Here is a 20,621-nt window from a genome sequence, read left to right on the forward strand (position 1 = left end):
CCATCACCAAGCGCCACACGCTTAAGAGGCAAAGCCCGACGCGAGCGCTGGAGATCCTGAACATGGTGTCAGGAGGGAGAGGGAATGTTCCAGACATCTGCGGATAGCAGATGGCCATCAGGCAACGCCTGGGGCGCATTTGTTGCGCGCCATCGTCATAGCCTGATCTTGGCCGCATTGAGCCTAAGCTTACTCGTCATGCTGTGCGTGGCGGTTGCGATTGGCTCGACTGCGATCGCCTTGTCCGACGTCGCCGCAGCGCTTCTTGGTTTGCCAACAGAGAAGCCAAGCACGGCTGGCGTTATCACCTCCATCCGCCTGCCCCGCGCCCTAACTGCGTTGCTCGCTGGAGCGGCTTTGGGCGTAGCCGGTCTTCAGATGCAGACCCTACTGCGCAACCCACTGGCCGACCCTTTCGTCTTGGGGATCACCTCAGGCGCAAGCTTGGGTGTTGCCCTCGTGGTTTTGGCTTCCGGCAGCGCTATGGCGGGTCTGCTGACTGGCGGATTTGGCATCGGTGGCGGTCTGGTCTTGGTGACTGCGGCAACGCTCGGGGCGCTCGCGATACTCATTCCAACGCTTATCATTGCTGCTCGCCTTTCCAATCCTTCGACCGTTCTCATTTTTGGTCTGATGACCGGCTATGGCGTCTCTGCTTTCGTCACCGTGCTTGTTGCTGGTGCATCGCCCGAACAACTGCAGCGCTGGACCGCATGGGGGTTTGGCTCGTTCAGCGCTGTCACCTGGTCTGACTTGCCAGTATTCGCACCTGTCATCCTTTTGGGCATCGCTGTTGCGCTAACCTCGATCAAGCAGCTCAACGCCATGCTCTTGGGCGACAATTATGCGCGATCGATGGGCGTCAACACCCGCTTCACCCGTCTCATCACCATGGGATCAGCCTCAATGCTCGCCGGAGCAGTGACGGCATTCTGCGGCCCGATTGGATTTCTGGGGGTCGCTGTCCCGCATCTCGCGCGAGCCCTGACCGGCACGTCTGACCATGCGGTTCTCGTTCCCGTTTCAGTGCTCCTGGGCGCCCAGATCGCTCTTTTTGCACAAATCGTTTCGCTCTTCCCCGGACAGTTCGGCTCGCTCCCCCTCAACGCTGTGACCGCCCTCGTGGGGGCGCCAGTCGTTCTGTTCGTCATCCTGAAATCACGCCGTGGAGTACTGAGCTAATGCGTCCGACATTACAGACCCATGACCTGAGCGTTGGCTATGTCACTGGCAAACGTGCCCGTACCGTTCTCGCCAATCTGAATCTCACCATTATGCCCGGCGAACTGGTTTTCCTTCTGGGAACGAACGGGGCTGGCAAGTCCACACTGCTGCGCACGTTGGCCCGGGCTCAGAAACCCACGGGTGGTTCAGTAGACATTGCCGGACGCGATATCGCTCATCTGTCGCAAATGGATTTGGCGAAACATTTGGGTTTGGTACTGACCGATCGCTTGTCCATTGGTTCAATCACCGCCGAAAAACTCGTCGAACTTGGCCGGTATCCATACACTGGCTGGGCAGGCCTGTTGAGCGCCAACGACCGCGCTATAGCCCGCAAAGCCTTAGCTTCGGTCGGTGGCAGCCATCTCGCTGACCGAGATGTTTCGGAGATGTCAGACGGCGAGCGCCAGCGCGTGATGATTGCGCGCGCTTTGGCGCAGCAACCGGACCTTCTGCTGCTCGACGAGCCCACAGCATTCCTTGACGTAACGGCTCGCATTGAACTGGTCGGCATGCTCCGTGCGCTCGCTCGCGCATCCAATGTGGCGATTATCCTTTCCAGCCATGATCTCGAACTTGCTCTTCGCACCGCTGATACCGTTTGGCTCGTTGAGAAGGACGGTCAGCTGCACAATGGCGCGCCAGAAGATCTGATCGCCTCGGGCCATCTTGAGAGCTGTTTTTCTGGTCCAACGATGAGCTTTTGCGCCGCAGAGCGCAGCTTCACAGTGCGCCCTACCCTGCGTGGCTATGCGACCGTGACGGGTGATGGAGACAATGTGGGGTTGGCGGCAGCCGTACTGGAGCGGGAAGGCCTATTGCCCCCGCCTGCCCCCGTCGATGCATCCAACCTCATTATTGTGAATGTGACCGCGCACGGTTGGTCGCTGCGCTACGACGACGAAGCCCATTTGGGTCAAAGCTTTGGCGAGCTCGCATGCTGCGCTCGCGGCCTCAACCTCACTGAACAGCCTGCACGCGTCGCTCAGATTTTGGAGCGCACCGGCTCATGATCTCTCGCGTCTCGATCCTTACCGCTGTTTCCGTCTGTGCGTGCACGAGCGCATTAGCCGCGCCGTTCGATGGTGATGGCTGCCTAACGTCTTACAGCGCCGGTGAGGACTATTTCGCCCATAAGGCTAAGATCACAAACGCCAAGAACTTTTCGCTCAGTTACCACGATAGCTATAAGCTTCTCACCGTCAAAAAACCTTTCCCGGGCGGACAACCTGAGACCTATCTACTCAATCTTTGCGGAGCTCCGCTTCCAAAGCTTGAGCAGCAGATCGACGCTGTCATCCAAGTGCCAATCCGCAGTGTTTTCGCAGGCAGCACCACACAAAATCCTTCCCTTCTGGCGCTTGGGCAGGTGGAGACGATCACAGGCATAGCGCGCAAGGACTTTGTCTCCCTGCCCGAAGTGCTCGCACAGATCTCAAAGCCTGATGTGACCGAGTTCGAGTCAAGCGGAGCCGTTGATGTCGAGCGTATTGCATCGGCTCAGCCAGACCTGGTGCTGGCCGCCGGTAGCGGCTCGGCTGAAATGGCGCAAGTGCGCAATCTCGGCATCTCGGTGGTCAATCACTCTGATTGGCAAGAAACAACGCCACTGGGTCGGGCCGAATGGATCAAGTTCGTTGCCGCGCTTTATAACGAAGAAGCCAAAGCCAACGCGGTTTACGACGAAATCACCGCTGGGTACGCGACTGCCGTCGCCAGCGTTGCCCATCTAACCGACGAGCAGAAGCCGTGGGTTCTCAGTGGCAGCGCTTTTGAAGGCACGTTCTTTGCCGCAGGCGGCGCCAGCTTTGTTGCCGCGTCCATCGTCGATGCAGGCGGGCGTTACGTCTTCGAAACTGACACCAACGCGGGCAGCTTTCAAATCCACGATTTTGAACGGCTTATCGTGTCCGCTCTGGATGCACAATTCTGGATCCATGCGTCGAACGACTATCTGAGCCTTGCAGACATCGCCGCTGATGACCCACGCCTTGCAGCCCTTCCCGCCGCACAAGCGGGTCAGGTGTGGATGCCAGACGCACTCAAAGGCCCCAACGGGGGCGTCCAGATTTATGAGATGGGCACATTGCGCCCAGACCTCGTCATCAAAGACCTGATCTCGATCCTTCACCCTGATCTGGCGGGTGATCACGAGCGCGTCTTTTACCGATCCATCACGAATGACACGAAGACCACTGGGGGGAACACGTGAAAGAAGTCGTCCGACAGGCCTTGCTTGATCCGCGCAACACGTGGAGCATTGGCACATTTGGTGCAATTGGTGAATTCCGCTGGGATGCCGGTGAGGAGACCCTGCATACCGACGCGTTGAGCCGCGTGACCAAGCGCGCAGCCATTCGCATCACACCAGCCGATGGTATTAAAATCATCGCCTTTGAAACTCTCGCCGCTGATGGCAAGAGCTGGCACAACGATGTTGCGTTTTGCATGAAGCGCACTGCCGAGGCTGACAAGCCTCATGTTGTCCGCGAGCTTGGCCCAGACCGCGATGCACTGCGTGAGGACCAACGCGACGCGATCTTGTTTGATCTCGGTGTCGGCATCGGCCACGTTCACATGTGCGCCCGCACGCACGATCCAGATCACATCAAAATTATGCGCTCGCTTGAAGGCTTGTCCATTTTCTCCGAGCAGGCACGGCACCTTCACGCCGACACTTTGCGTGCACAACCGCACCGCGTCATGCTGAGCCCACTCGGGCGTCTTGAGGTTTACCAAGAGATCCCGCACCCCAACGGCAAAAGCCCGGAAGGTCCGCATACACACTTGATCGCCAAGTCGATCGCTTCAGGCCGCACGCATGCTGCGACAGATCCGATACCAGAAGGCTACCAGCCCATTCTCACGCTGCACCCGGGCTCCCCCTGGCGTGACCTACTGGGACATGAACAGCCCTTCTCGGACGAAAAGGACGCAGCGTTCCTCGCGCTCTGGAACCAGTACGCCCTGCCCGACGAGCACGCCATCGCCAAGACCGTCCGCGAAACAGTCACGGCAGGCACGGCCCCGCGGCCCGATGTGTGGCCGAACACCCGCCGCGGTCGGACCACCGCTCGCGTTGCGCTGCGCCGCCTGACCCAAAAGCGCGATGCCAATGTCGCTGCCTGGGCAAGCCAATTCGACAACATCCCTGCCGATCAAGACGCAGAACTGCTGGCGGAATAACCATGACCAACCCAATTCCCGTATCGAGCGAACCGCAGATCATTCCCTCCAACGACGGCTTTACCAGCGCCGTACAGGAATGGGCTCTGCCTTTGGATGAGAACTACCTCGCTGAGTTCATCCAATACGTCTTCAAAACCTACTGGGATCAGGTCAACTTCGGTCCACTGATCGAAGGTGCGTCCTATGAGATGACTTGTGCGACGGCCCCGACCTATTTCGATCTATCAAATGGTTTTTTGACCATCGCCTGCGGCACACAGCACTTCCATATTTGTGTGGGCACAGGCGGCTGGCCCGTCGGCGACACGCGCCCAGCCCGGTTGCCCGGGAAAGCCGTCATTTTCCGTCGCCTAGATATGAAAGGCGCGCCGCTCACTTGGGGCTTTGATCTCATCAACAGTGCTGGCACGCCGATGCTGACCATCCACTTCGCCAACCCGCATGCTGACTTAGGCGACAAGCTGCTCAAACCAGCGCGCTGGGAAAATCTTGCCATGTGGCGCGACATTGCTCAGCGTTACCTCGGCCGCGATCCGGAAGCATTCGATGAAACCGGAGAGGGCTACCAAGACATGATGATGGATGCATCGTGATGGAGACGACGCAGACCATCCTCAATGGCTCACGGGGACTTAAGGCTTCGACCACGGAGCGTTTCTTGGAAAAAGCTGAGGAGTTTTATCTCCAGCCGAGCCTTGTTGTCCGAGACATCGGCGCGACTTGGTCCAATTTGGATGGTTGGATCACTCAACAACAGCTGAGCGACGCCAACGACGGCCCCTTGCCGACCATGCTTGAGGAGCTGCAACACAAAGGATTTGGGCGCAGTCGCAAGGGAGCCGCTGCCTCGCTTCTGCTGCGCACGGGCTGGGCGGCAGGCCTTCCCGTCGCCGCCCACCTTCTGAGCCAGTCGACAATTTCCTACCATCGGTTTGCGCTCAAATTCTCATCCAGCACATTACTGCAATCAGTAGGTGTTGAAGGGCTCGAAGTCGACGACAGCCTTTTAGGGGACGTGGAAGCGCGTCGCGCAGCAGTTGCTAAACAATTGCTCATGATGAGCGCTGACACGGTTGAAGCGCTCCACCGCTGGTCGAACTATTCGTACAAGGCTCTATGGTCGATGGTCTCGTCGTCTTGGGCCGCACAAATCTATGGAATGTGCGAAGCGCTGGGCCAAGAAGAGCGCGCGCAACAGGAAGCTGACGAAATTATTCGCCTCACAGGCATTCCGACCAGTGCACGGCCAAAACTCTATTCAGTCAAAACAGGCGGCCAAAACCGGGTGTGCCAGCGCCGTGCGGCGTGCTGCCTCTACTACAAATCCGAAAAGAACAATTTCTGCGCCAGCTGCCCGCTGGTCCCAGAACTCGAACGCCTCCAGCGCAATGCCGACTGGGTCTCCCAGCGCGCTATTTGATGAGAAGTCCTATGTTTAAGCTCAATATGACGCTGCTTTCGGCTACAGCAATAGCCTCGCTGCTCACTTTCAGCACGGCGAATGCGCAAGAAACCTTGCTTGGACCTGTCGTGGTATCTGCAGGCCTCACCCCCGTTGCCGCCAACGAGGTCGGTCGATCTTATACGCTGATCAATTCCGACACGATCAATCGCGCCAAGGTCCCTTATGTTGCGGACCTCCTCAAGCAGGTGCCAGGGCTTTCTGTTTCGGCGTCAGGCTCGGCTGGCGCAAATACCCAAGTGCGTATGCGTGGCGCTGAAGGCAACCACGTCTTGGTGCTGATAGACGGCGTGCCGGTCAGTGAAACATCCACCGGCGAGTTTGACTTCGGTCGCCTGCAAGTTTCAAACATTGAAAGCGTCGAAATTTTGCGCGGCCCACAAAGCGCGTTCTGGGGCTCGAATGCCATGGCTGGTGTCATCAACATCATCACCAAGGCGGGCAGCAGAGATGGCATTCGCACTACTCTTGCGACTGAATTTGGCACTGACGGCACCAAAATGGGTAACGTTCAAGTGACGTTCGGCCAGGATAATTTTGACATCACCAGCGCGCTTAGCGCACGCCATACCGATGGCTTTAACGTGTCGTCTTTTGGCAATGAACTGGACGGCGCCAGCCACATCGATGCCAACATCCGGTTCAATGCCGATGTGAACCAAAACCTGCGGGTCGACGGCAACTTACGATACGGCAGTGTTCACGCGGACCTCGATAATGAGGATTGGACTTCCGGCAGCGCAACCTATGGCAAGCTGATTGATACATACGACACAACCCGCACCGAAGAGTTTCTTGGAGCTCTGGGCTATAGCTGGGAAAGCGATGATGGCGCGTTTTTCCACGGCGGGCGCATTAGCGGAACCAAGGTAGATCGCGAGACTTTTGACACCAATGGCGTGAAAAACGGCGCTCATACCGGTAGCCGGTACAAGAGCTCGTTCCAACTCGGCCACAAGTTCAATACCCCGGATTTTGCTGACGCAGAACACACCCTTACTCTCGGCTACGACCTTGTCGCCGAGACTTTTAAGCGCTTACCGCCAAACGCTCTCGATGAACAGAAACGCCATACCCATTCCATCGTGGGTGAATACCGAGGTCGCTTTGCAGATCAATTGAATCTCACCGCGGCTGTGCGGCACGATATCAACGACCAGTTTGCCAATGTGACGACCTACAGCCTCTCCGGCTCTTGGGAAATTCCGAATTCAGGCACTACGCTGCACGCATCGCTCGGCACCGGCTCGACCAACCCAACCTTTGTTGAGCAGTTTGGCTACAATCCGAGTTCATTCGTCGGGAACGCTAACCTCAAGCCAGAAACAAGTATTGGCTGGGACATCGGTGTGAGCCAGTCACTGCTTGATGGTCTGATCACCCTAGACGCAACTTACTTCAACCAGAACCTCGAAAACGAGATTAAGTCGGTTGGCTGGTCGCCTGCGACAGTCGAGAATGATACTGGGCTCAGCACGCGCCAAGGTGTCGAGCTGACGGCGGCTCTGGACTTCTTCAACGGCTTCACCGCGTCAGGCTCCTATACTTATACCGACTCGCGCGATGGTTCTGGCGTTACCGAAATCCGCCGCCCAAAGCATTCGGGCGTTATCAATCTCGCCTATGATTTCGAAGAAATCCCGCTGCGTTTGAATACAGACCTCATGCTGGTCGGCGAGGCGGACGACACCGATTTTGCAACCAGCACGAATGTAAAGCTCCCTGGCTACGCGCTGCTCAACGCAGGCATCAACTATGAAGTGAGCGAGAACGTCGAAGTGTACGCGCGCGTACAGAACCTCCTCAATGTCTCGTACCAGAATGTACTCGGCTACAATAACGCCGGGCGCACATTCTACGTCGGCGCAAAGGCAAGCTTTTAAGCCATGGCGATCAAAGCCCACCTTATAAAGTGGTGCGTGTTCCCAGTGAGCTTTCTTGCTGGGAACGCGGTTCAGGCGCAAGACCAAGGCACCTTACCCACGTCACTGCCCCACGACCTCTCCGTCATGGGCATGTTTGAGCAAGCCGATTTGGTGGTCAAATCCGTTATGCTCTTGCTGCTCGCCTTCGCAGTAGTCGCCTGGGTCATTTGGCTCGCGAAATGGTTCGAACTGATCGCTTGCCGCCGCGCGCTCAAAATAAGCCGAAAAGCACTCAACAATGTCTCGTCGCTCACCGAGGCCGCGGCTCTCGAAACCGGCAGCAAGACCCATATCGCCCTACTGCTCGCGGCGGGCGAGCAGGAAGTTCGCCTCTCCGACATGCATGCGCTGTCAATAGGCAGCGAAGGGCTCAAGGAGCGGGTACATTCGCGCCTTGCCCGCTTGCAGAGCGGCATTGGTCGCAAGCTGCAACGCAGCGTCGGGCTTCTGGCAACAATTGGTTCTACCGCACCCTTTATCGGCCTTTTCGGTACAGTGTGGGGCATTATGAATGCCTTCATCGGCATTGCCGAAACACAAACCACCAACCTTGCGGTCGTAGCGCCAGGTATTGCCGAGGCACTTCTGGCCACTGCACTCGGCCTCGTCGCCGCAATCCCCGCTGTTGTGTTTTACAACGGTCTCTCGCGTGGCATCGCCAACTATAAGCAAAACCTCGCGGACACCGCCGCATTCATCGAGCGCCTCGTGTCGCGCGATCGCGACATGAAGCTGTCAGAAGCGCTCACACGCGAGGGGCATTCATAAGTGGCCGGGGGTCTTCGCGACAGTTTTGACGATAACGACGGCATCGAAGAAGTCGGAGAGATCAACGTGACGCCGTTTATCGACGTCATGTTGGTCCTGCTCATTATCTTCATGGTGGCTGCCCCAATGGCAACGGTGGATGCACCCGTCGACCTTCCTAAACTCAACAGCCAGAGCCAACCGACGACCGACAAACCAGTTTATGTCTCGCTTCAGCTCGACAAAACCCTGCTTGTTGGCGAACAGCCTGTCGACAAGACAACGTTGAAAGCGGCGCTTGATCTGGCGACGGAAAACGACACCGAAAAACGCATTCTAATCCGTGCGGACGGCTCAATCCCCTATGGCGATGTGATCGTGGTCATGAACGATCTACGCGTAAGCGGTTACAATCGCGTCGCACTCGTCGGTCTGGATGGAGCCAGCACGGCGCCATGAAACGCTCGCCACACGCCATTGATCCGACCGCACAGTTTGACGCGGCAGAACTTCTGCGTTGGGTCGCTGCGGGTCTATTGGTAATCGGAGGAGGCGCTGCGGGGTTTGTTGCTGTGGAGCGCATGCCAAGCTCAAACCCTGGCATCATCGCCGAAGAAATCTCCAGCATCGAAGTTGTGTTTGAAACAGCCGAGCTCACTTCGCCGATTATCGAACCCGCTCTTGAGCCAGACACTTTGCAGGAACCCGTCTCTGAAACGGAACAAGAGCAAGAGCAAGAGCCAGAGCCAGAGCCAGAGCCAGAGCCAGAGCCAGAGCCAGAGCCAGAGCAATTGGAGCCCCTATCTGCAAGTGCTGATGTGCCTGAAGAAGAAGATCTTCCGCCTGAAGATCCCATCACATCTGAGCCTGTCGCTGAGCCTATTCCAGAGCCAAAACTGGTGGACGTCCCTATGCCCGTCATGCGCCCGCCAGATTTGGTGGCACCCAAACCGCCGCGCCCGGAACGGGACGCGCCGAAAAGTGCTGCGCAAACCACAGCGCCAAGTCCATCTTCTGCGGTCGCGCCCACCCGTGCTCCTGTCGCTGTAATGCCAACAGCCACGCAGGAAGCAAACTGGCAGGGGCGACTGGTCACACATCTCAATCGGAAAAAGACTTATCCTCGCGAGGCTCAAAGGTCGCGTCAGGAAGGTACTGTAGTTATGCGCTTCACGATTGACGCAAACGGCAGATTGGTCAACGCGACCATCGCTCAAAGCTCAGGCTTTGCAGCGTTAGATGAGGCAGCCGTTGCCCTCGTTCAGAAGGCCTCACCCTACCCTGCCCCACCAGAAGGTCTTAGCGCTGATAAGATGGCTCTGCGCGTGCCCATTACCTATGGACTTCGTTAGGCACAGAAAGACCGCCTTGCTTGCACGAAACGTGCAGGAGAGCTCGATCACCACCTGCCAAAGTGCCTCGGTTGCTCGGAAGTGCGGCCAGGAGGGGACAATGCGAACGATTTTACGCGGCGGAATAGCGATTGCTGCCTTTGCAGGCCTGTCTGTACCAGCCTTTGCGCATCATGCCCTCGGCGGTGAACTGCCCCTTGGATTTGCTGAGGGATTTATTTCGGGCCTTGCACATCCTGTCATTGAGATGAGCCACTTCGCTTTCGTCATCGCGGTCGGCATTTTGACCGCTGTTGCGCAAGGCACACTTTTGCTCCCGATCTGGTTTGTTGCCGGCACAATCGCGGCCTGTCTCCTCAATGCCGTCGGCTTTGAGGTTTCCTCGGCAACTTGGCTCGTCCCTATGAGCGCACTGGTGCTCGGCTTATTCATGGCCTCGGGCAAAGGCGACAACGGCCGCTGGCACCATGTCGTCTTCCTCGTCTCAGGCCTTTTGCACGGGCTTGCCTATTCGCAGTCAATCATCGGTAGCGAAAACAACTCTCTCGTCGGCTACCTTATGGGTTTCGGCATCACGCAAACGCTCATAGCCGTCGGCGCAATGTTTGCAGCCTATTGGTTCTGGCATGGAGATCGGCTGTACGCGAACGCACGCGTTGTTGGTGGTGTATTGACCGGGATCGGCGTCACGGCGCTCTACCAGGCCCAGATCTCTATGCTGTTTGCGACCGCCTAGGCGCATACCGGAGAGGTGGCGCTTTGCGACTGAGCAAACAAAGCAATTATGCGATCCGAGCGCTGATCTACTGCGCCGCAAACCCCTCTGGTTTGAGCCGAATTCGAGACATCGGCGATGCCTTCGGCGTCTCCGAAATGTTCTTATTCAAGATCCTTGTCCCCATCGGCCGCAGTGGACTGCTTACCACTGTACGTGGGCGCAATGGCGGTGTGCGCTTGGGCGCCGCTGCTGATCAAATCACGGTAATGGACGTTCTTCGCGTAACTGAGGAAGATTTTGACCTCAGCGAATGCGTACGAGAACGTTGCGCGCACTGTCCTCTCACCACCCATTGCCGCTATGAAACAGCGCTCAGTGATGCTCTTCGCGCCTTCACCAAGGTTCTTGAAAGCTACACAATCGCAGATCTGGTCGCCGACCGAGACGCTGTCGTCAAAACGCTCGGCTTAACGGAGCCCAGCAAGCAAGACCGCGTGACTTGGACAACAGATAATTTAGCTGCGCGTACGTGAAACGCTGCATGTTTCGGGCAACAGGGTTTTCAAACATGCAGGAACCAAGGCCCTCACACGCCTACCAATATAGAAATCGTAACGTGAGGGCGAAATGATGCGGTCCATCATTCTGGCAATAATTGCATCCACCAGCATAGCGTCAGCCGCCTATGCTGAAGACCCGGCGCGCATCATTTCAGTACGCCAAGGCCTGATGCAACAAACCGCGTTTCTATCCGCACTTGCCCGTTCAACTGCTGATCTGGACGACGAGAGTAAAATCACCGAACTCTATGAAATGGGCATGGCAACGGCACAGTCGCTAGAAGCGTTCGAGGTCATGTTTCAGGAAAATACTAACCTGCTGGGTGGTGCAGCACCTATCGACGGAGTGACGACAACCGCTGCGGCCGCAGTTTGGGACGACATTGAAGCCTTTCGTGCGCTTGTGCAAGACAGCGCCCAAAAGGCCCGAGCCGCTGCAGTAAGCACCGATGTCGCTGCCTTCGCCAAGGCCTGGGAGTCTGTTGAAGCAACTTGCGCATCCTGTCACGAAGCCTTTGTTTTCTATGATCCTTTCGCTGCATTCTGAGGGCAAAACGGCATAACTGCCGAAAACCTGCAGAAAACGTGCAGGATTTAGCGATGCACTCTGGCCAGTGTTTCTTCCAAAGAATGCGAACAGCATCTGGGAGAGAGGCCTATGGGGAAGCATGCCCATTCGGACCATGATCACCACGATCATGGTCATCAACATCATCACGGCGCTCATGACCATGGGCATGACCATCATGGGCATGATCATCACGGCCATAGCCACAGTCACGACCATGACCGTGACCATGACCACGATCATGATCACGACGGTCATCATCACTCCCACGCCTTTGGTCCGACCGAGCTCTTTCGCATCGGACTAACAGGCCTATGCGCACTGGCAGTTTGGCTTCAACTGCCTGACCACGTCTATCTCGATATCGGCGGCCAGATATTCCTGTCGTTCTCTTGGTACGGTCTGACCGGTTTGGCTATCGGCGGGCGCCCGCTCTTTGAAGAAGCTTGGGCAAGCCTCAAGCGCCGCCGCATGACCATGGAACTGTCCATGTGCATCGCTGTGGTGGCAGCCGCATATACCGGCTACTTCCTTGTCGCGTTGATGATCACTTTCTTCGTGCTTATCGCAGAAGTACTCGAAGGCATGACGCTGGAACGCGGCCGCAAGGCCATCCGTGACCTCATGGCCTTGCTGCCAAGCGAAGTGCAACTGCGTCGCGACGGCCAAGTTGTAACCGCCTCGATCGACGACATCGAAACCGGATCGGTTGTTGTGGTGGCCCCTGGAGCCCGTGTTCCTGTCGATGGACCGGTCATCTCGGGCAATTCCTTCATTGATGAATCCCGCATCACCGGCGAGTCCATGCCGGTCGAAAAAATGCCGGGCCACTTCGTCTATGCCGGCACAATCAACCAATCCGGCGCTCTAGAAGTTCGCGCTGAACGCATCGGTCGCGCCACCAGCTACGGCCAAATTCTTGAGACCGTGGAGGAGGCCGAACGCTCGCGTGCGCCCGTGCAGCGCCTCGCCGATAAACTCGCAGGCTATATCGTCTACGTGGCACTTGGCTTTGCAGCGTTTGAATACTGGATTACCCAAGGCAATATCAGCGCAACCATCTCGGTCATCGTTGTTGCTGGTGCCTGTGGCGTTGCAGCAGGCACCCCACTCGCCATCCTCGGTGGCATTGGTCGCGCCGCGCAGAATGGCGCGATCATTAAGGGCGGTATCCACCTCGAAACATTGGGCAAGGTCGATACGGTCGTTCTCGACAAGACTGGCACCCTGACGTTCGGCAAACCCGAAGTTACCAAGGTCCTCCCACACAATGGCGCCAACCTTGAAAACATACTGCGCGCCGCCAGCACAGCTGAAGCACTTTCCGAGCACCCGCTTGGCAAGGCCATCATCAGCTACTCGGCCGAACGCAATATTGTGCCGGGAGATGCAAGTGAGTTCCATTATGAACCAGGCCTCGGCATTTCGGCACGCGACGCCCAAGGCCTAATTCTGGTGGGCAATGCCAAATGGCTTGCCGCCAACAATATCGCCCTCGACATTGCGGAGGACGAGTACGTCGCCTCCCGCATTTACATTGCACGCGAAAACACCCTCATCGGGCAAATCCTAGTCGAAGACCAAATCCGCCCAGAAGCGCGTCGGGCAATCGACAAGCTGCGCTCGATGAACATCGATGTTCAACTCCTGACTGGCGACACTGCACCAGTCGCTCGTCAGGTTGCGTCCGAACTGGGTATCGATGCTGTGGAAGCAGGCCTCCTGCCGAGCGATAAGCTCAAGCGTATTCAAGCTATCAAGCAGTCAGGTCGTGTCGTAGCCATGGTTGGTGACGGCGTAAATGACGCCCCTGCCCTTGCGACTGCTTCTGTTGGCATCGCAATGGGTTCAGGCACAGAGGTGGCTCGCGAAAAAGCGGACATCGTTCTGCTTGGCAATGACCTGATGCGCTTTGCCGAAACCGTTCATGTTGCCCGCCGCACGCGCGGCATCATCTGGTTCAACTTCGCCGGTACAGTACTGGTCGACATTTTGGGCATTGCCGCCGCCATGCTGGGCTGGATCGGCCCCGTAGAAGCTTCGCTCATCCACACAGGTTCTGAGCTCGCATTCATCCTCAACTCCGCGCGCCTCGTTCCGCGCCAAACGATGCTCAAGGGCATCGAGACGGCCAAAACGGGCATCGCCACCTGGCTACCAGCACGCCAGAACTAAACTCCCCTCCCCGACGCTCCAACGCCCGCCGCAACACCAGTGGCGGGCGTTCCTTTTTCTCGCGTCCGTCCAAAAGAAAAAGGCCGACAGGACGAGCCTGTCAGCCAAAGTGATCACCAAGAAGCGCCGAGGAGAAGCTCGTGGTGTATTGCAACCACATTGGCCCAGACTTGGAATTTAAACCTGCATAAATGAGCAGGTTTTCTGGCATAAACCTGACGGAGTTGGCAGGTTTAAATTTGGTTCATTTTGAGCATCCGGCGGGCCTCCTCCAGCGTCACGTCACACCCATGCAACGCTCTTGGCGCCTGATCAGCGAGGGCGACCAGCGTCTCAGCCACCAAGGGAGCTGGAGTGAGCGTGTCGCGCGCAACGGCGCTAATTGCGCCCCGACCGGATGCGCGAATTTCCGCCTGCATATCGGTATCGACCATGCCGGGGCTAAGAGCGGCAATAAAGGCCTTTTTCCCAAGTTCTAGCGCCAGCGCTTTCGTCAACATGGAGAGCCCGGCCTTGCTCACGCAATATGCACTCCAGCCCTCCACTGCATGGCGAGCAGCGCCGCTTGAAAGCAAAATTATCCGCGGATCTGGCGACAAAAGCGGTAAAGCGTTCCTAACGGCGCGTGCAGCACCGAGCAGATTGGCGTGTATGATCCTCTCCCAATCATACTCGGAGATGTCCGAGAACAGCGCGAGTGGTTCGATAGTCCCGGCGTTGTAAATGAGCGTCCGAATGCTCCCTGCAAATCCAACTGTTTGCCGGTAGGCCTCGTGAATACTGGCAGGCTCTTCCGCATCCACCTGCACAGCGAGCGCGCAATGCCCCGCCAAAGTGAGCTCTGTGACAACTCCCTCGACGGCCTTAGGGTTTCGGCATCCAAAAACAGTGGAGTGCCCTTGCCGCGCCGATTGGACCCCAGTGGCAAATCCAATTCCACGACTAGCGCCCAATACAAAAACGGCACCGGAAGATCCGGTGCCGTTTTCATTCATCATTGAGGAATTAGTCAACTTTTCTCAAACCGAAACTATGCACGAGGCGCTTGTGAGCAGGAACATGATCCCCGCTCCCACGGGTCCCTGGTTCGCCATCGGCGAGGCTGATGATCAGCGATTTCTTCACGCCAAACACAGCGTCGCTGGTGAGATACTTGTCACCGTCGATAAAAAGGTGCGTGACGAGCGTTTCGAAACCGTCCTTCCCAATCATAAAGTGGATGTGCGCTGGTCGGTATGGGTGACGCGAGGTCGCCTTGAGCATATCGCCAACTGGACCATCATCTGGAATTGGGTAGAACGTCGGCACAATCGACCAGAACGTAAAGCGACCGTCAGCATCGGTGCGGAAGCGGGCCCGCAGATTTTCAATCTGACCGGGCTTCTGCACATCGTAGTAGCCGTCATCATCCGACTGCCAAACGTCGACCCAAGCATCGGATAGTGGCAGACCATCAGCAAGGACTTGGCACTCGGCATACATTGGAACGCCTGGGGTACCCTTGGCGATATCTGAACCGTGTGCGGACTCCGCTAGTGGAGGCACGTAGAATGGCCCAAGAACGGTGGTCTCTGTAGCCCCATCTGCATCTGGGTGGTTCACGGCGTCCACGAACATCGACAGGCCGAGCGTATCCGAGAGCAGAATGAATTCCTGCCGCTTGTCGTCACACATCTGACCAACGCGGCTCAGAAACTGGATGCCGATCATCCATTCGTCAAAGCTCAGTTGCGTGTCCTCAGCAAACGCATGCAAGTGCTTGACGAGAGACTCCAAAACTTCACGGAGACGAGGATTTTCTGTTTCGGTGAAGCTGGCGATCACCTGTTCGGTGATCGCTGCAAGTACGGGATTAGATGAGATCATTTGGACCGATCCTCCTTATCGGCAATGAAGAGCGTCCTGCGGGTTGGAAACAGGTGAATACCCGTGCGTAGGGAGAAATTACCCCAGATCCCCTTTGGAGCGAGCAGCATAACGGCGATACCGAGTGCGCCCAGAACCAAGAGATACCACGGGCCGAACCCAGACATTGCATTGCGCAAAAGGACGAAAAGAATGGCTCCGATGATCGGCCCTTCAATGGTGGCGAGACCACCAATCACCACGATGAAGATGATGTAGGCCGTCCAATCGAGCAGCGAGAAGGCAGCATCAGGCGAAATACGCGAGGCCTGCAGGAAGTAAATCGCCCCAACGAGGCCCGCACCGAACGCCGCAAAAACGTAAACTGCAAATTTGATGCGCGTGGTCGTCACACCAACGCTCTGCGCTGCCACTTCACCGTCTTTGATGGCGCGTAGAGCTAGACCGATGCGCGAGCGCAGCAAGTAATAGCTCCCAGCGACCACAAGGGCGATGGTGAACAGTGCGGCCCAATAGATGATGATTTCGCGTGCTGCGGCGGAACGAACACCAAAGAGTTCAGCCACAAAATCCATACCGAACATGTTGCCTGTGGCCGAGCGTGGCAGCGACGTACCCGTACCGCCCCCCAGCTCGCGCCATTGCGCCAGTACAAGGCGGAACACTTCGGCGACGACCCAGGTGACAACAGCAAAGTAAGCACCTTGCATGCGGAAGACGAGCGTGCCGACCGGAACCGACAAAAGCGCAACAACGAGCGCGGCCGTGGGAATTGCCAGCAAGGGATCAACGCCACCGAGGATTATAAGCGCGAAAAGCGCATAACCACCCAAACCCACAAAAGCCTGCTGACCCACGGAAATCAGGCCTGCGTAGCCTGCCATAAGGTTCCAGCACAGCGCCAGTGCGGCAAGTAGGAACACAAGGATCATATCCTGCAGCATAGAGCGCGAGACGATTGCCGGAGCAAAGATCAGCGCGACCAATGCGATCAAGGCAACGATCATGAAGATACGCGAGGTCTTAGTCGCGACGTTAACAGTGTAGCGCGAAGCGTCGATCGCGGGGCGTGACGCATTAGATTGAATATCGGTCATGATCTTACTGCTTCGGGAACAGGCCACGGGGACGCAGAATGATGAAGACGAGGAACACGAGGTGGCCCGCCAAGATCTGCCATTCGGGGTTGATACGGGCGCCAATAGCCTGCGAGACACCTAGGATCACGCCACCAGCCAATGTCCCCCAAAGACTGCCCAAGCCACCGATAACAACAGCTTCGAAGGCAAACAGGAGACGAGCAGGACCAACGCTTGGATCGAAGTTCGAGCGTATGCCCATAAAGAACGCCGCGATGGTGAGAACAACAAAGGAGATACCCATTGCCACTGCGAAGACGACACGCGGGTTCACGCCCATCAGCTGGACGACTTCGGTGGAGTCAGATGTCGCACGCAGACGACGGCCCAGCGCCGTGCCGTAGAAAATATAGCTCAAAACACCCAAAACCGCGACGGCAACAGCAAATGTCAGAAGTGGGATGACACCGAGGTTCAAGCCCAAAATGTTGACGGACTGCGTCTCGATAGCACCCAAAGACAGCTTGCGACTATCCGCACTGAACGCGACGAGAAGGCCGTTCTGAACCAGGATTTGCAGACCGAACGTGACGAGCAATGGCAGAAGAATATCGTCGCCAAGGGTCCGGTTCAGAAGAAAGCGCTGCAAAGCCCAACCGAGCGCGAAAGCGAACGGCAGCAGGATCAGAAGCGCAACAGGCAGTGGTAGGCCAAGAGCCGTCACCATTGCCAAAAGCACGAATGCGGCCAGAACGATCAGATCGCCGTGGGCGAGATTGATCAGGCGCATCACGCCGAAAATCAACGAGAGGCCGGCTGCATAGAGAGCGTATAGCCCCCCGAGCAAAATGCCCTGCACGATTGTGTTGACGTAATCCATGCTTAGTTCCCGAAATAGGCCGCGAGAATTTGCGAACGATCAAACTCGTCAGCACGGCCAGCTAGGCTGACCTTCCCCTCGAGGAAACAATAAATGCGATCAGCGGCCGACAGAGCGGCGTTCAGATCCTGCTCAACAATGACGATTGTGGTCCCGCGCTTCTTGATCTCACTGATCGCTGCGTAGACGTCTTTGACAGCTGCAGGGGAAAGCCCGAGACTGATTTCGTCGCAGAGCAGGACGCGAGGGTTGGTGATCAGTGCGCGGCCGATGGCAACCATCTGCTGCTGGCCACCGGAAAGGGTCGGCGCCAGCTGATCAGCGCGCTCGGCTAACAGCGGAAACAATTCGCAAATGGTCTCGTAGCTCCAGCCACGTTCGCCACTCTTGCCGTTCTCGCCCATACGGAGGTTGTCCGAAACGGAGAGCGTTGGGAAAAGCCGACGCCCTTCTGGAACCAGCGCAATTCCTTGCTTGACCATGTCATAGGCTGGCTTGCCCGAAACAGACTGGCCATCCAACATGATCTGTCCCTTTGCCGGGATCAGACCAGAAAGTGCCTTTAGAAATGAAGATTTGCCAGCGCCATTTGCGCCGATGATGGCAACCGTTTCACCTTCATTGATATGAAAATCGACGCCGAATACGGCCTGGAAGTCGCCATAGAAAACTTCCAGGTTCTTTGTCTCTAGTACTGCAGTCATGCTGCTGCCTCATCATCAATACCGAGGTACGAGCGGCGGACGACCGGATCAGACATTACGGCGTCGGGCTTTCCGTCAGCAATTTTGCGGCCAAACTCGAGAACGATCAGGCGATCTACAACCGAGAGTAGCGCATGTACGACGTGTTCGATCCAGATGATCGTGACGCCGGTTTGATGCAGCTGCTGAATGAACGCCACCAGCTCGTGACATTCTGCTTCAGTCAGACCTCCCGCTATTTCGTCGAGCAGAATAAGATCAGGTTGTGTTGCCAGAGCACGCGCCAACTCAAGGCGCTTGCGGTTGAGCAGGGTCAACTTACCGGCCAAAGTATTGGCATGGGCGGCAAGACCAGTCTGTTCCAGTATGGAAGCACACAGAGCTTCCGAACTCAGCGCACGCGACGCGCGACCGTACTCCGCGGCAACCAAAAGATTTTCGAAAACAGTCAGAGTTTCAAATGGGCGGGGAATTTGGAACGAGCGCCCTACCCCGGCCACACAACGATCGGGGACTGACACCTTGGTCACGTCCTTATCGCCGATAGTGATGGTGCCCGCATCAGCGGTCACCACCCCCGTTATCAAGTTGAACAAGCTCGACTTGCCAGCACCATTGGCGCCGATAATGCCGAGAGCTTCACCACGTGCAACATTGAGGTCGATATTGTCGGCCACAACGACTGCACCAAAGCGCTTAGTAACGCCGGCAAGTCGTAAGATCATTCTATTTACTCGATAATTTCCATTACGCCTGCTGCCGGAATTTCCGGATGCGCGGAGTTTTCAACGATGACGAGATCATATGCGCCATCCTTCAGACGCCACTGACCACCGACCAGCGGGGTCTTGGAGACGTTCTTGGCAACAGCTGGCGGCAGACCTTCAGCGCCGAAGTCGACCTTACCAACGACGGTATCGAGTTCGGTTTCAGCGACAGCTGCAGCAAGGGCGTCTGGATCAAAAGGATCTTCAGCACGCTTGATCGCATCAACACCGACTTCAAACAGAGCGTGAATGAAGCCTGTTGGCTGGGTCCAAGGACGACCGGTTTCACCGACATAACCATCTGCCAGCTCCTTGGAGCTTTCACCGGTTAGCGACGACGAGAATGGATGGTTTGGCGACCACCAAACTTCGGTCGACAGATTGTGACCAAGATCGCCAAGTGCATCGACTGCAACCGGGAACAGGGTTGCCTTTGCGGTGGTAACGACCTTTGGCTTGTAGCCCTGCTGATTTGCTTGCGTCCAGAACGTGGTAAAATCTGGCGGAATGACAACGCCGGTTACGATCTCTGCGTTGGCTGCCTTAAAGGCACCGATCTGCGCGGTAAAATCGTCAGACAGGTTCTGGAAACGACCTGGGTCGGTGATTGGGTAACCTGCAGCGGCCATGGCTGGCGGCAGGCCGTTAACCGCATCACCCCAAGCATTGCCGTCTGCGTCGTTCGGGAACAGACCGCCAACACTCTTGTTGGTGTCGACCTGATTCCACATCGCCTGGAATGTGGTGATGATGTCTTCGAGACCCCAGAAGAAGTGGTAGGTGTAATCGAAGGATTCCCACGCAGCCGGATCACCCGGGTTCGCCTGGCGTTCAATGAACCACGGCTGCCACGGTGCAATTGTGGAAATGCACGGAATGCCTTCGATTTCGCACTGGGCGGATACGGGGTTGGCTGTTTCTGGGGTCGAGGCAACAACGATAAGCTGAACTTCGTCATCCACGATCAGTTCGCGTGCAACTTCCGACGCACGGTTCGGGCTCGACTGGCTGTCACGAACGATAATCTCAACGTTCACCTTGCCAGATGCGGTTTCAATGCCGCCTGCGAGGAGCTCGTTAACCTGGGCGATAACGTATTCGTCTGCCTCAGCGAAGGCAGCAAGCGGACCAGTCTGCGGCGTTACATAGCCGATCTTGACGGTCTGCTCTTGCGCAAACACACCCGGAGCCATCGCTGCGACTGCGACAAGCGACGTGGCTCCCAAGAAAAAGCGGCGGCGAATGGACGCCGTATGCACGAGTTTGGACATTGAAGTTCCTCCAGGATGACCTCACAGCAAGCCTTATTCCCGAGCATGCTCAGGCTGTTATTTTCGGTGCTGTCGGGGGGAATGCTAAACGCGTCTCAACTGTTCATCCTGCCAGTAGAGACGCAGATTTTTGC

The 20,621-nt window shown here is 56.8% G+C and carries 22 protein-coding genes; 15 read left to right on the forward strand and 7 right to left on the reverse strand.

The features are described 5' to 3' along the window. The first annotated feature begins 84 nt into the window (after positions 1-84). The 15 genes from JHL21_RS16915 to JHL21_RS16980 all read left to right on the forward strand — a co-directional run bounded on the left by JHL21_RS16915 (position 85) and on the right by JHL21_RS16980 (position 13,920). Positions 85-1,182 carry an iron ABC transporter permease gene (locus tag JHL21_RS16915; RefSeq protein ID WP_200214821.1) on the forward strand — a complete coding sequence of 366 codons (1,098 nt, stop codon included), beginning with the start codon at positions 85-87 and terminating at the stop codon, positions 1,180-1,182. Next, the gene (locus tag JHL21_RS16920; protein ID WP_200214823.1) at positions 1,182-2,237 is read left to right on the forward strand and encodes an ABC transporter ATP-binding protein; all 1,056 of its coding nucleotides are present in this window, start codon (positions 1,182-1,184) and stop codon (positions 2,235-2,237) included. The genes JHL21_RS16915 and JHL21_RS16920 overlap by 1 nt, the downstream gene beginning before the upstream one ends. Then, positions 2,234-3,436, forward strand: coding sequence for an ABC transporter substrate-binding protein (locus tag JHL21_RS16925; RefSeq protein WP_199532760.1), 1,203 nt, complete (start codon positions 2,234-2,236; stop codon positions 3,434-3,436). The genes JHL21_RS16920 and JHL21_RS16925 overlap by 4 nt, the downstream gene beginning before the upstream one ends. After that, entirely contained in the window at positions 3,433-4,410 is a 978-nt protein-coding gene (locus tag JHL21_RS16930; protein WP_200214824.1) for a hypothetical protein, read from the forward strand. Before JHL21_RS16925 ends, JHL21_RS16930 begins: the two co-directional genes overlap by 4 nt. A gap of 2 nt (positions 4,411-4,412) precedes the next feature. Next, positions 4,413-5,006, forward strand: coding sequence for a hypothetical protein (locus JHL21_RS16935; RefSeq protein WP_200214826.1), 594 nt, complete (start codon positions 4,413-4,415; stop codon positions 5,004-5,006). Further along, the gene (locus tag JHL21_RS16940; RefSeq protein ID WP_200214828.1) at positions 5,006-5,833 is read left to right on the forward strand and encodes a (2Fe-2S)-binding protein; all 828 of its coding nucleotides are present in this window, start codon (positions 5,006-5,008) and stop codon (positions 5,831-5,833) included. Before JHL21_RS16935 ends, JHL21_RS16940 begins: the two co-directional genes overlap by 1 nt. A gap of 11 nt (positions 5,834-5,844) precedes the next feature. Beyond that, complete coding sequence (locus JHL21_RS16945) at positions 5,845-7,758, forward strand: TonB-dependent siderophore receptor (RefSeq protein ID WP_200214830.1); 1,914 nt, start codon at positions 5,845-5,847, stop codon at positions 7,756-7,758. A gap of 45 nt (positions 7,759-7,803) precedes the next feature. Further along, on the forward strand, positions 7,804-8,568 hold the full coding sequence (gene exbB, locus JHL21_RS16950) for a tonB-system energizer ExbB (protein WP_200214832.1): 765 nt from the start codon (positions 7,804-7,806) through the stop codon (positions 8,566-8,568). Then, positions 8,569-9,006, forward strand: coding sequence for a biopolymer transporter ExbD (locus tag JHL21_RS16955; RefSeq protein WP_200214833.1), 438 nt, complete (start codon positions 8,569-8,571; stop codon positions 9,004-9,006). After that, positions 9,003-9,899 carry an energy transducer TonB gene (locus JHL21_RS16960; RefSeq protein WP_200214835.1) on the forward strand — a complete coding sequence of 299 codons (897 nt, stop codon included), beginning with the start codon at positions 9,003-9,005 and terminating at the stop codon, positions 9,897-9,899. The genes JHL21_RS16955 and JHL21_RS16960 overlap by 4 nt, the downstream gene beginning before the upstream one ends. Positions 9,900-9,999: 100 nt before the next feature. Continuing rightward, complete coding sequence (locus JHL21_RS16965) at positions 10,000-10,635, forward strand: HupE/UreJ family protein (RefSeq protein WP_200214836.1); 636 nt, start codon at positions 10,000-10,002, stop codon at positions 10,633-10,635. A gap of 23 nt (positions 10,636-10,658) precedes the next feature. After that, positions 10,659-11,150 carry an Rrf2 family transcriptional regulator gene (locus JHL21_RS16970; RefSeq protein ID WP_200214838.1) on the forward strand — a complete coding sequence of 164 codons (492 nt, stop codon included), beginning with the start codon at positions 10,659-10,661 and terminating at the stop codon, positions 11,148-11,150. Positions 11,151-11,244: 94 nt separating this feature from the next. Beyond that, the gene (locus JHL21_RS16975; protein WP_200214839.1) at positions 11,245-11,724 is read left to right on the forward strand and encodes a cytochrome c; all 480 of its coding nucleotides are present in this window, start codon (positions 11,245-11,247) and stop codon (positions 11,722-11,724) included. Positions 11,725-11,845: 121 nt separating this feature from the next. Beyond that, positions 11,846-12,052, forward strand: coding sequence for a hypothetical protein (locus JHL21_RS17840; protein WP_254082102.1), 207 nt, complete (start codon positions 11,846-11,848; stop codon positions 12,050-12,052). Between the two features lie 104 nt (positions 12,053-12,156). Further along, positions 12,157-13,920, forward strand: a complete 1,764-nt coding sequence (locus JHL21_RS16980) for a cation-translocating P-type ATPase (protein ID WP_254082103.1) — start codon at positions 12,157-12,159, stop codon at positions 13,918-13,920. A gap of 233 nt (positions 13,921-14,153) precedes the next feature. Here the strand turns inward: JHL21_RS16980 and JHL21_RS16985 are convergent, their stop codons facing one another. The 7 genes from JHL21_RS16985 to JHL21_RS17015 all read right to left on the reverse strand — a co-directional run bounded on the left by JHL21_RS16985 (position 14,154) and on the right by JHL21_RS17015 (position 20,487). Further along, positions 14,154-14,918: an SDR family oxidoreductase gene (locus JHL21_RS16985; RefSeq protein WP_367948218.1), complete on the reverse strand. Its 765-nt coding sequence runs from the start codon at positions 14,916-14,918 to the stop codon at positions 14,154-14,156. A gap of 7 nt (positions 14,919-14,925) precedes the next feature. After that, the gene (locus JHL21_RS16990; protein WP_199532773.1) at positions 14,926-15,786 is read right to left on the reverse strand and encodes an intradiol ring-cleavage dioxygenase; all 861 of its coding nucleotides are present in this window, start codon (positions 15,784-15,786) and stop codon (positions 14,926-14,928) included. After that, positions 15,783-16,793, reverse strand: coding sequence for a branched-chain amino acid ABC transporter permease (locus JHL21_RS16995; RefSeq protein ID WP_200214860.1), 1,011 nt, complete (start codon positions 16,791-16,793; stop codon positions 15,783-15,785). The genes JHL21_RS16990 and JHL21_RS16995 overlap by 4 nt, the downstream gene beginning before the upstream one ends. Positions 16,794-16,887: 94 nt before the next feature. Next, positions 16,888-17,745: a branched-chain amino acid ABC transporter permease gene (locus tag JHL21_RS17000; RefSeq protein WP_182395268.1), complete on the reverse strand. Its 858-nt coding sequence runs from the start codon at positions 17,743-17,745 to the stop codon at positions 16,888-16,890. A gap of 2 nt (positions 17,746-17,747) precedes the next feature. Further along, positions 17,748-18,449: an ABC transporter ATP-binding protein gene (locus JHL21_RS17005; protein WP_182395266.1), complete on the reverse strand. Its 702-nt coding sequence runs from the start codon at positions 18,447-18,449 to the stop codon at positions 17,748-17,750. Further along, positions 18,446-19,174: an ABC transporter ATP-binding protein gene (locus JHL21_RS17010; RefSeq protein ID WP_200214843.1), complete on the reverse strand. Its 729-nt coding sequence runs from the start codon at positions 19,172-19,174 to the stop codon at positions 18,446-18,448. The genes JHL21_RS17005 and JHL21_RS17010 overlap by 4 nt, the downstream gene beginning before the upstream one ends. Before the next feature lie 5 nt (positions 19,175-19,179). Then, the gene (locus JHL21_RS17015) at positions 19,180-20,487 is read right to left on the reverse strand and encodes an ABC transporter substrate-binding protein (RefSeq protein ID WP_199532774.1); all 1,308 of its coding nucleotides are present in this window, start codon (positions 20,485-20,487) and stop codon (positions 19,180-19,182) included. Between the last annotated feature and the right edge of the window lie 134 nt (positions 20,488-20,621).

The sequence above is a fragment of the Devosia sp. WQ 349K1 genome, assembly GCF_016595685.1.
In the GTDB taxonomy this organism is placed as follows: domain Bacteria; phylum Pseudomonadota; class Alphaproteobacteria; order Rhizobiales; family Devosiaceae; genus Devosia.

Coding starts and splice junctions, on each gene's coding strand:
- JHL21_RS17005 (WP_182395266.1), bottom strand. CDS start 18,449: ATGACTGCAGTACTAGAGACAAAGAACCTGGAAGTTTTCTATGGCGAC.
- JHL21_RS16945 (WP_200214830.1), top strand. CDS start 5,845: ATGTTTAAGCTCAATATGACGCTGCTTTCGGCTACAGCAATAGCCTCG.
- JHL21_RS16995 (WP_200214860.1), bottom strand. CDS start 16,793: ATGATCGTTGCCTTGATCGCATTGGTCGCGCTGATCTTTGCTCCGGCA.
- JHL21_RS16915 (WP_200214821.1), top strand. CDS start 85: ATGTTCCAGACATCTGCGGATAGCAGATGGCCATCAGGCAACGCCTGG.
- JHL21_RS17015 (WP_199532774.1), bottom strand. CDS start 20,487: ATGTCCAAACTCGTGCATACGGCGTCCATTCGCCGCCGCTTTTTCTTG.
- JHL21_RS17010 (WP_200214843.1), bottom strand. CDS start 19,174: ATGATCTTACGACTTGCCGGCGTTACTAAGCGCTTTGGTGCAGTCGTT.
- JHL21_RS17000 (WP_182395268.1), bottom strand. CDS start 17,745: ATGGATTACGTCAACACAATCGTGCAGGGCATTTTGCTCGGGGGGCTA.
- JHL21_RS16935 (WP_200214826.1), top strand. CDS start 4,413: ATGACCAACCCAATTCCCGTATCGAGCGAACCGCAGATCATTCCCTCC.
- JHL21_RS16975 (WP_200214839.1), top strand. CDS start 11,245: ATGATGCGGTCCATCATTCTGGCAATAATTGCATCCACCAGCATAGCG.
- JHL21_RS16960 (WP_200214835.1), top strand. CDS start 9,003: ATGAAACGCTCGCCACACGCCATTGATCCGACCGCACAGTTTGACGCG.
- JHL21_RS16925 (WP_199532760.1), top strand. CDS start 2,234: ATGATCTCTCGCGTCTCGATCCTTACCGCTGTTTCCGTCTGTGCGTGC.
- JHL21_RS16985 (WP_367948218.1), bottom strand. CDS start 14,918: ATGATGAATGAAAACGGCACCGGATCTTCCGGTGCCGTTTTTGTATTG.
- JHL21_RS16940 (WP_200214828.1), top strand. CDS start 5,006: ATGGAGACGACGCAGACCATCCTCAATGGCTCACGGGGACTTAAGGCT.
- JHL21_RS16920 (WP_200214823.1), top strand. CDS start 1,182: ATGCGTCCGACATTACAGACCCATGACCTGAGCGTTGGCTATGTCACT.
- JHL21_RS16990 (WP_199532773.1), bottom strand. CDS start 15,786: ATGATCTCATCTAATCCCGTACTTGCAGCGATCACCGAACAGGTGATC.
- JHL21_RS16965 (WP_200214836.1), top strand. CDS start 10,000: ATGCGAACGATTTTACGCGGCGGAATAGCGATTGCTGCCTTTGCAGGC.
- JHL21_RS17840 (WP_254082102.1), top strand. CDS start 11,846: ATGCCCATTCGGACCATGATCACCACGATCATGGTCATCAACATCATC.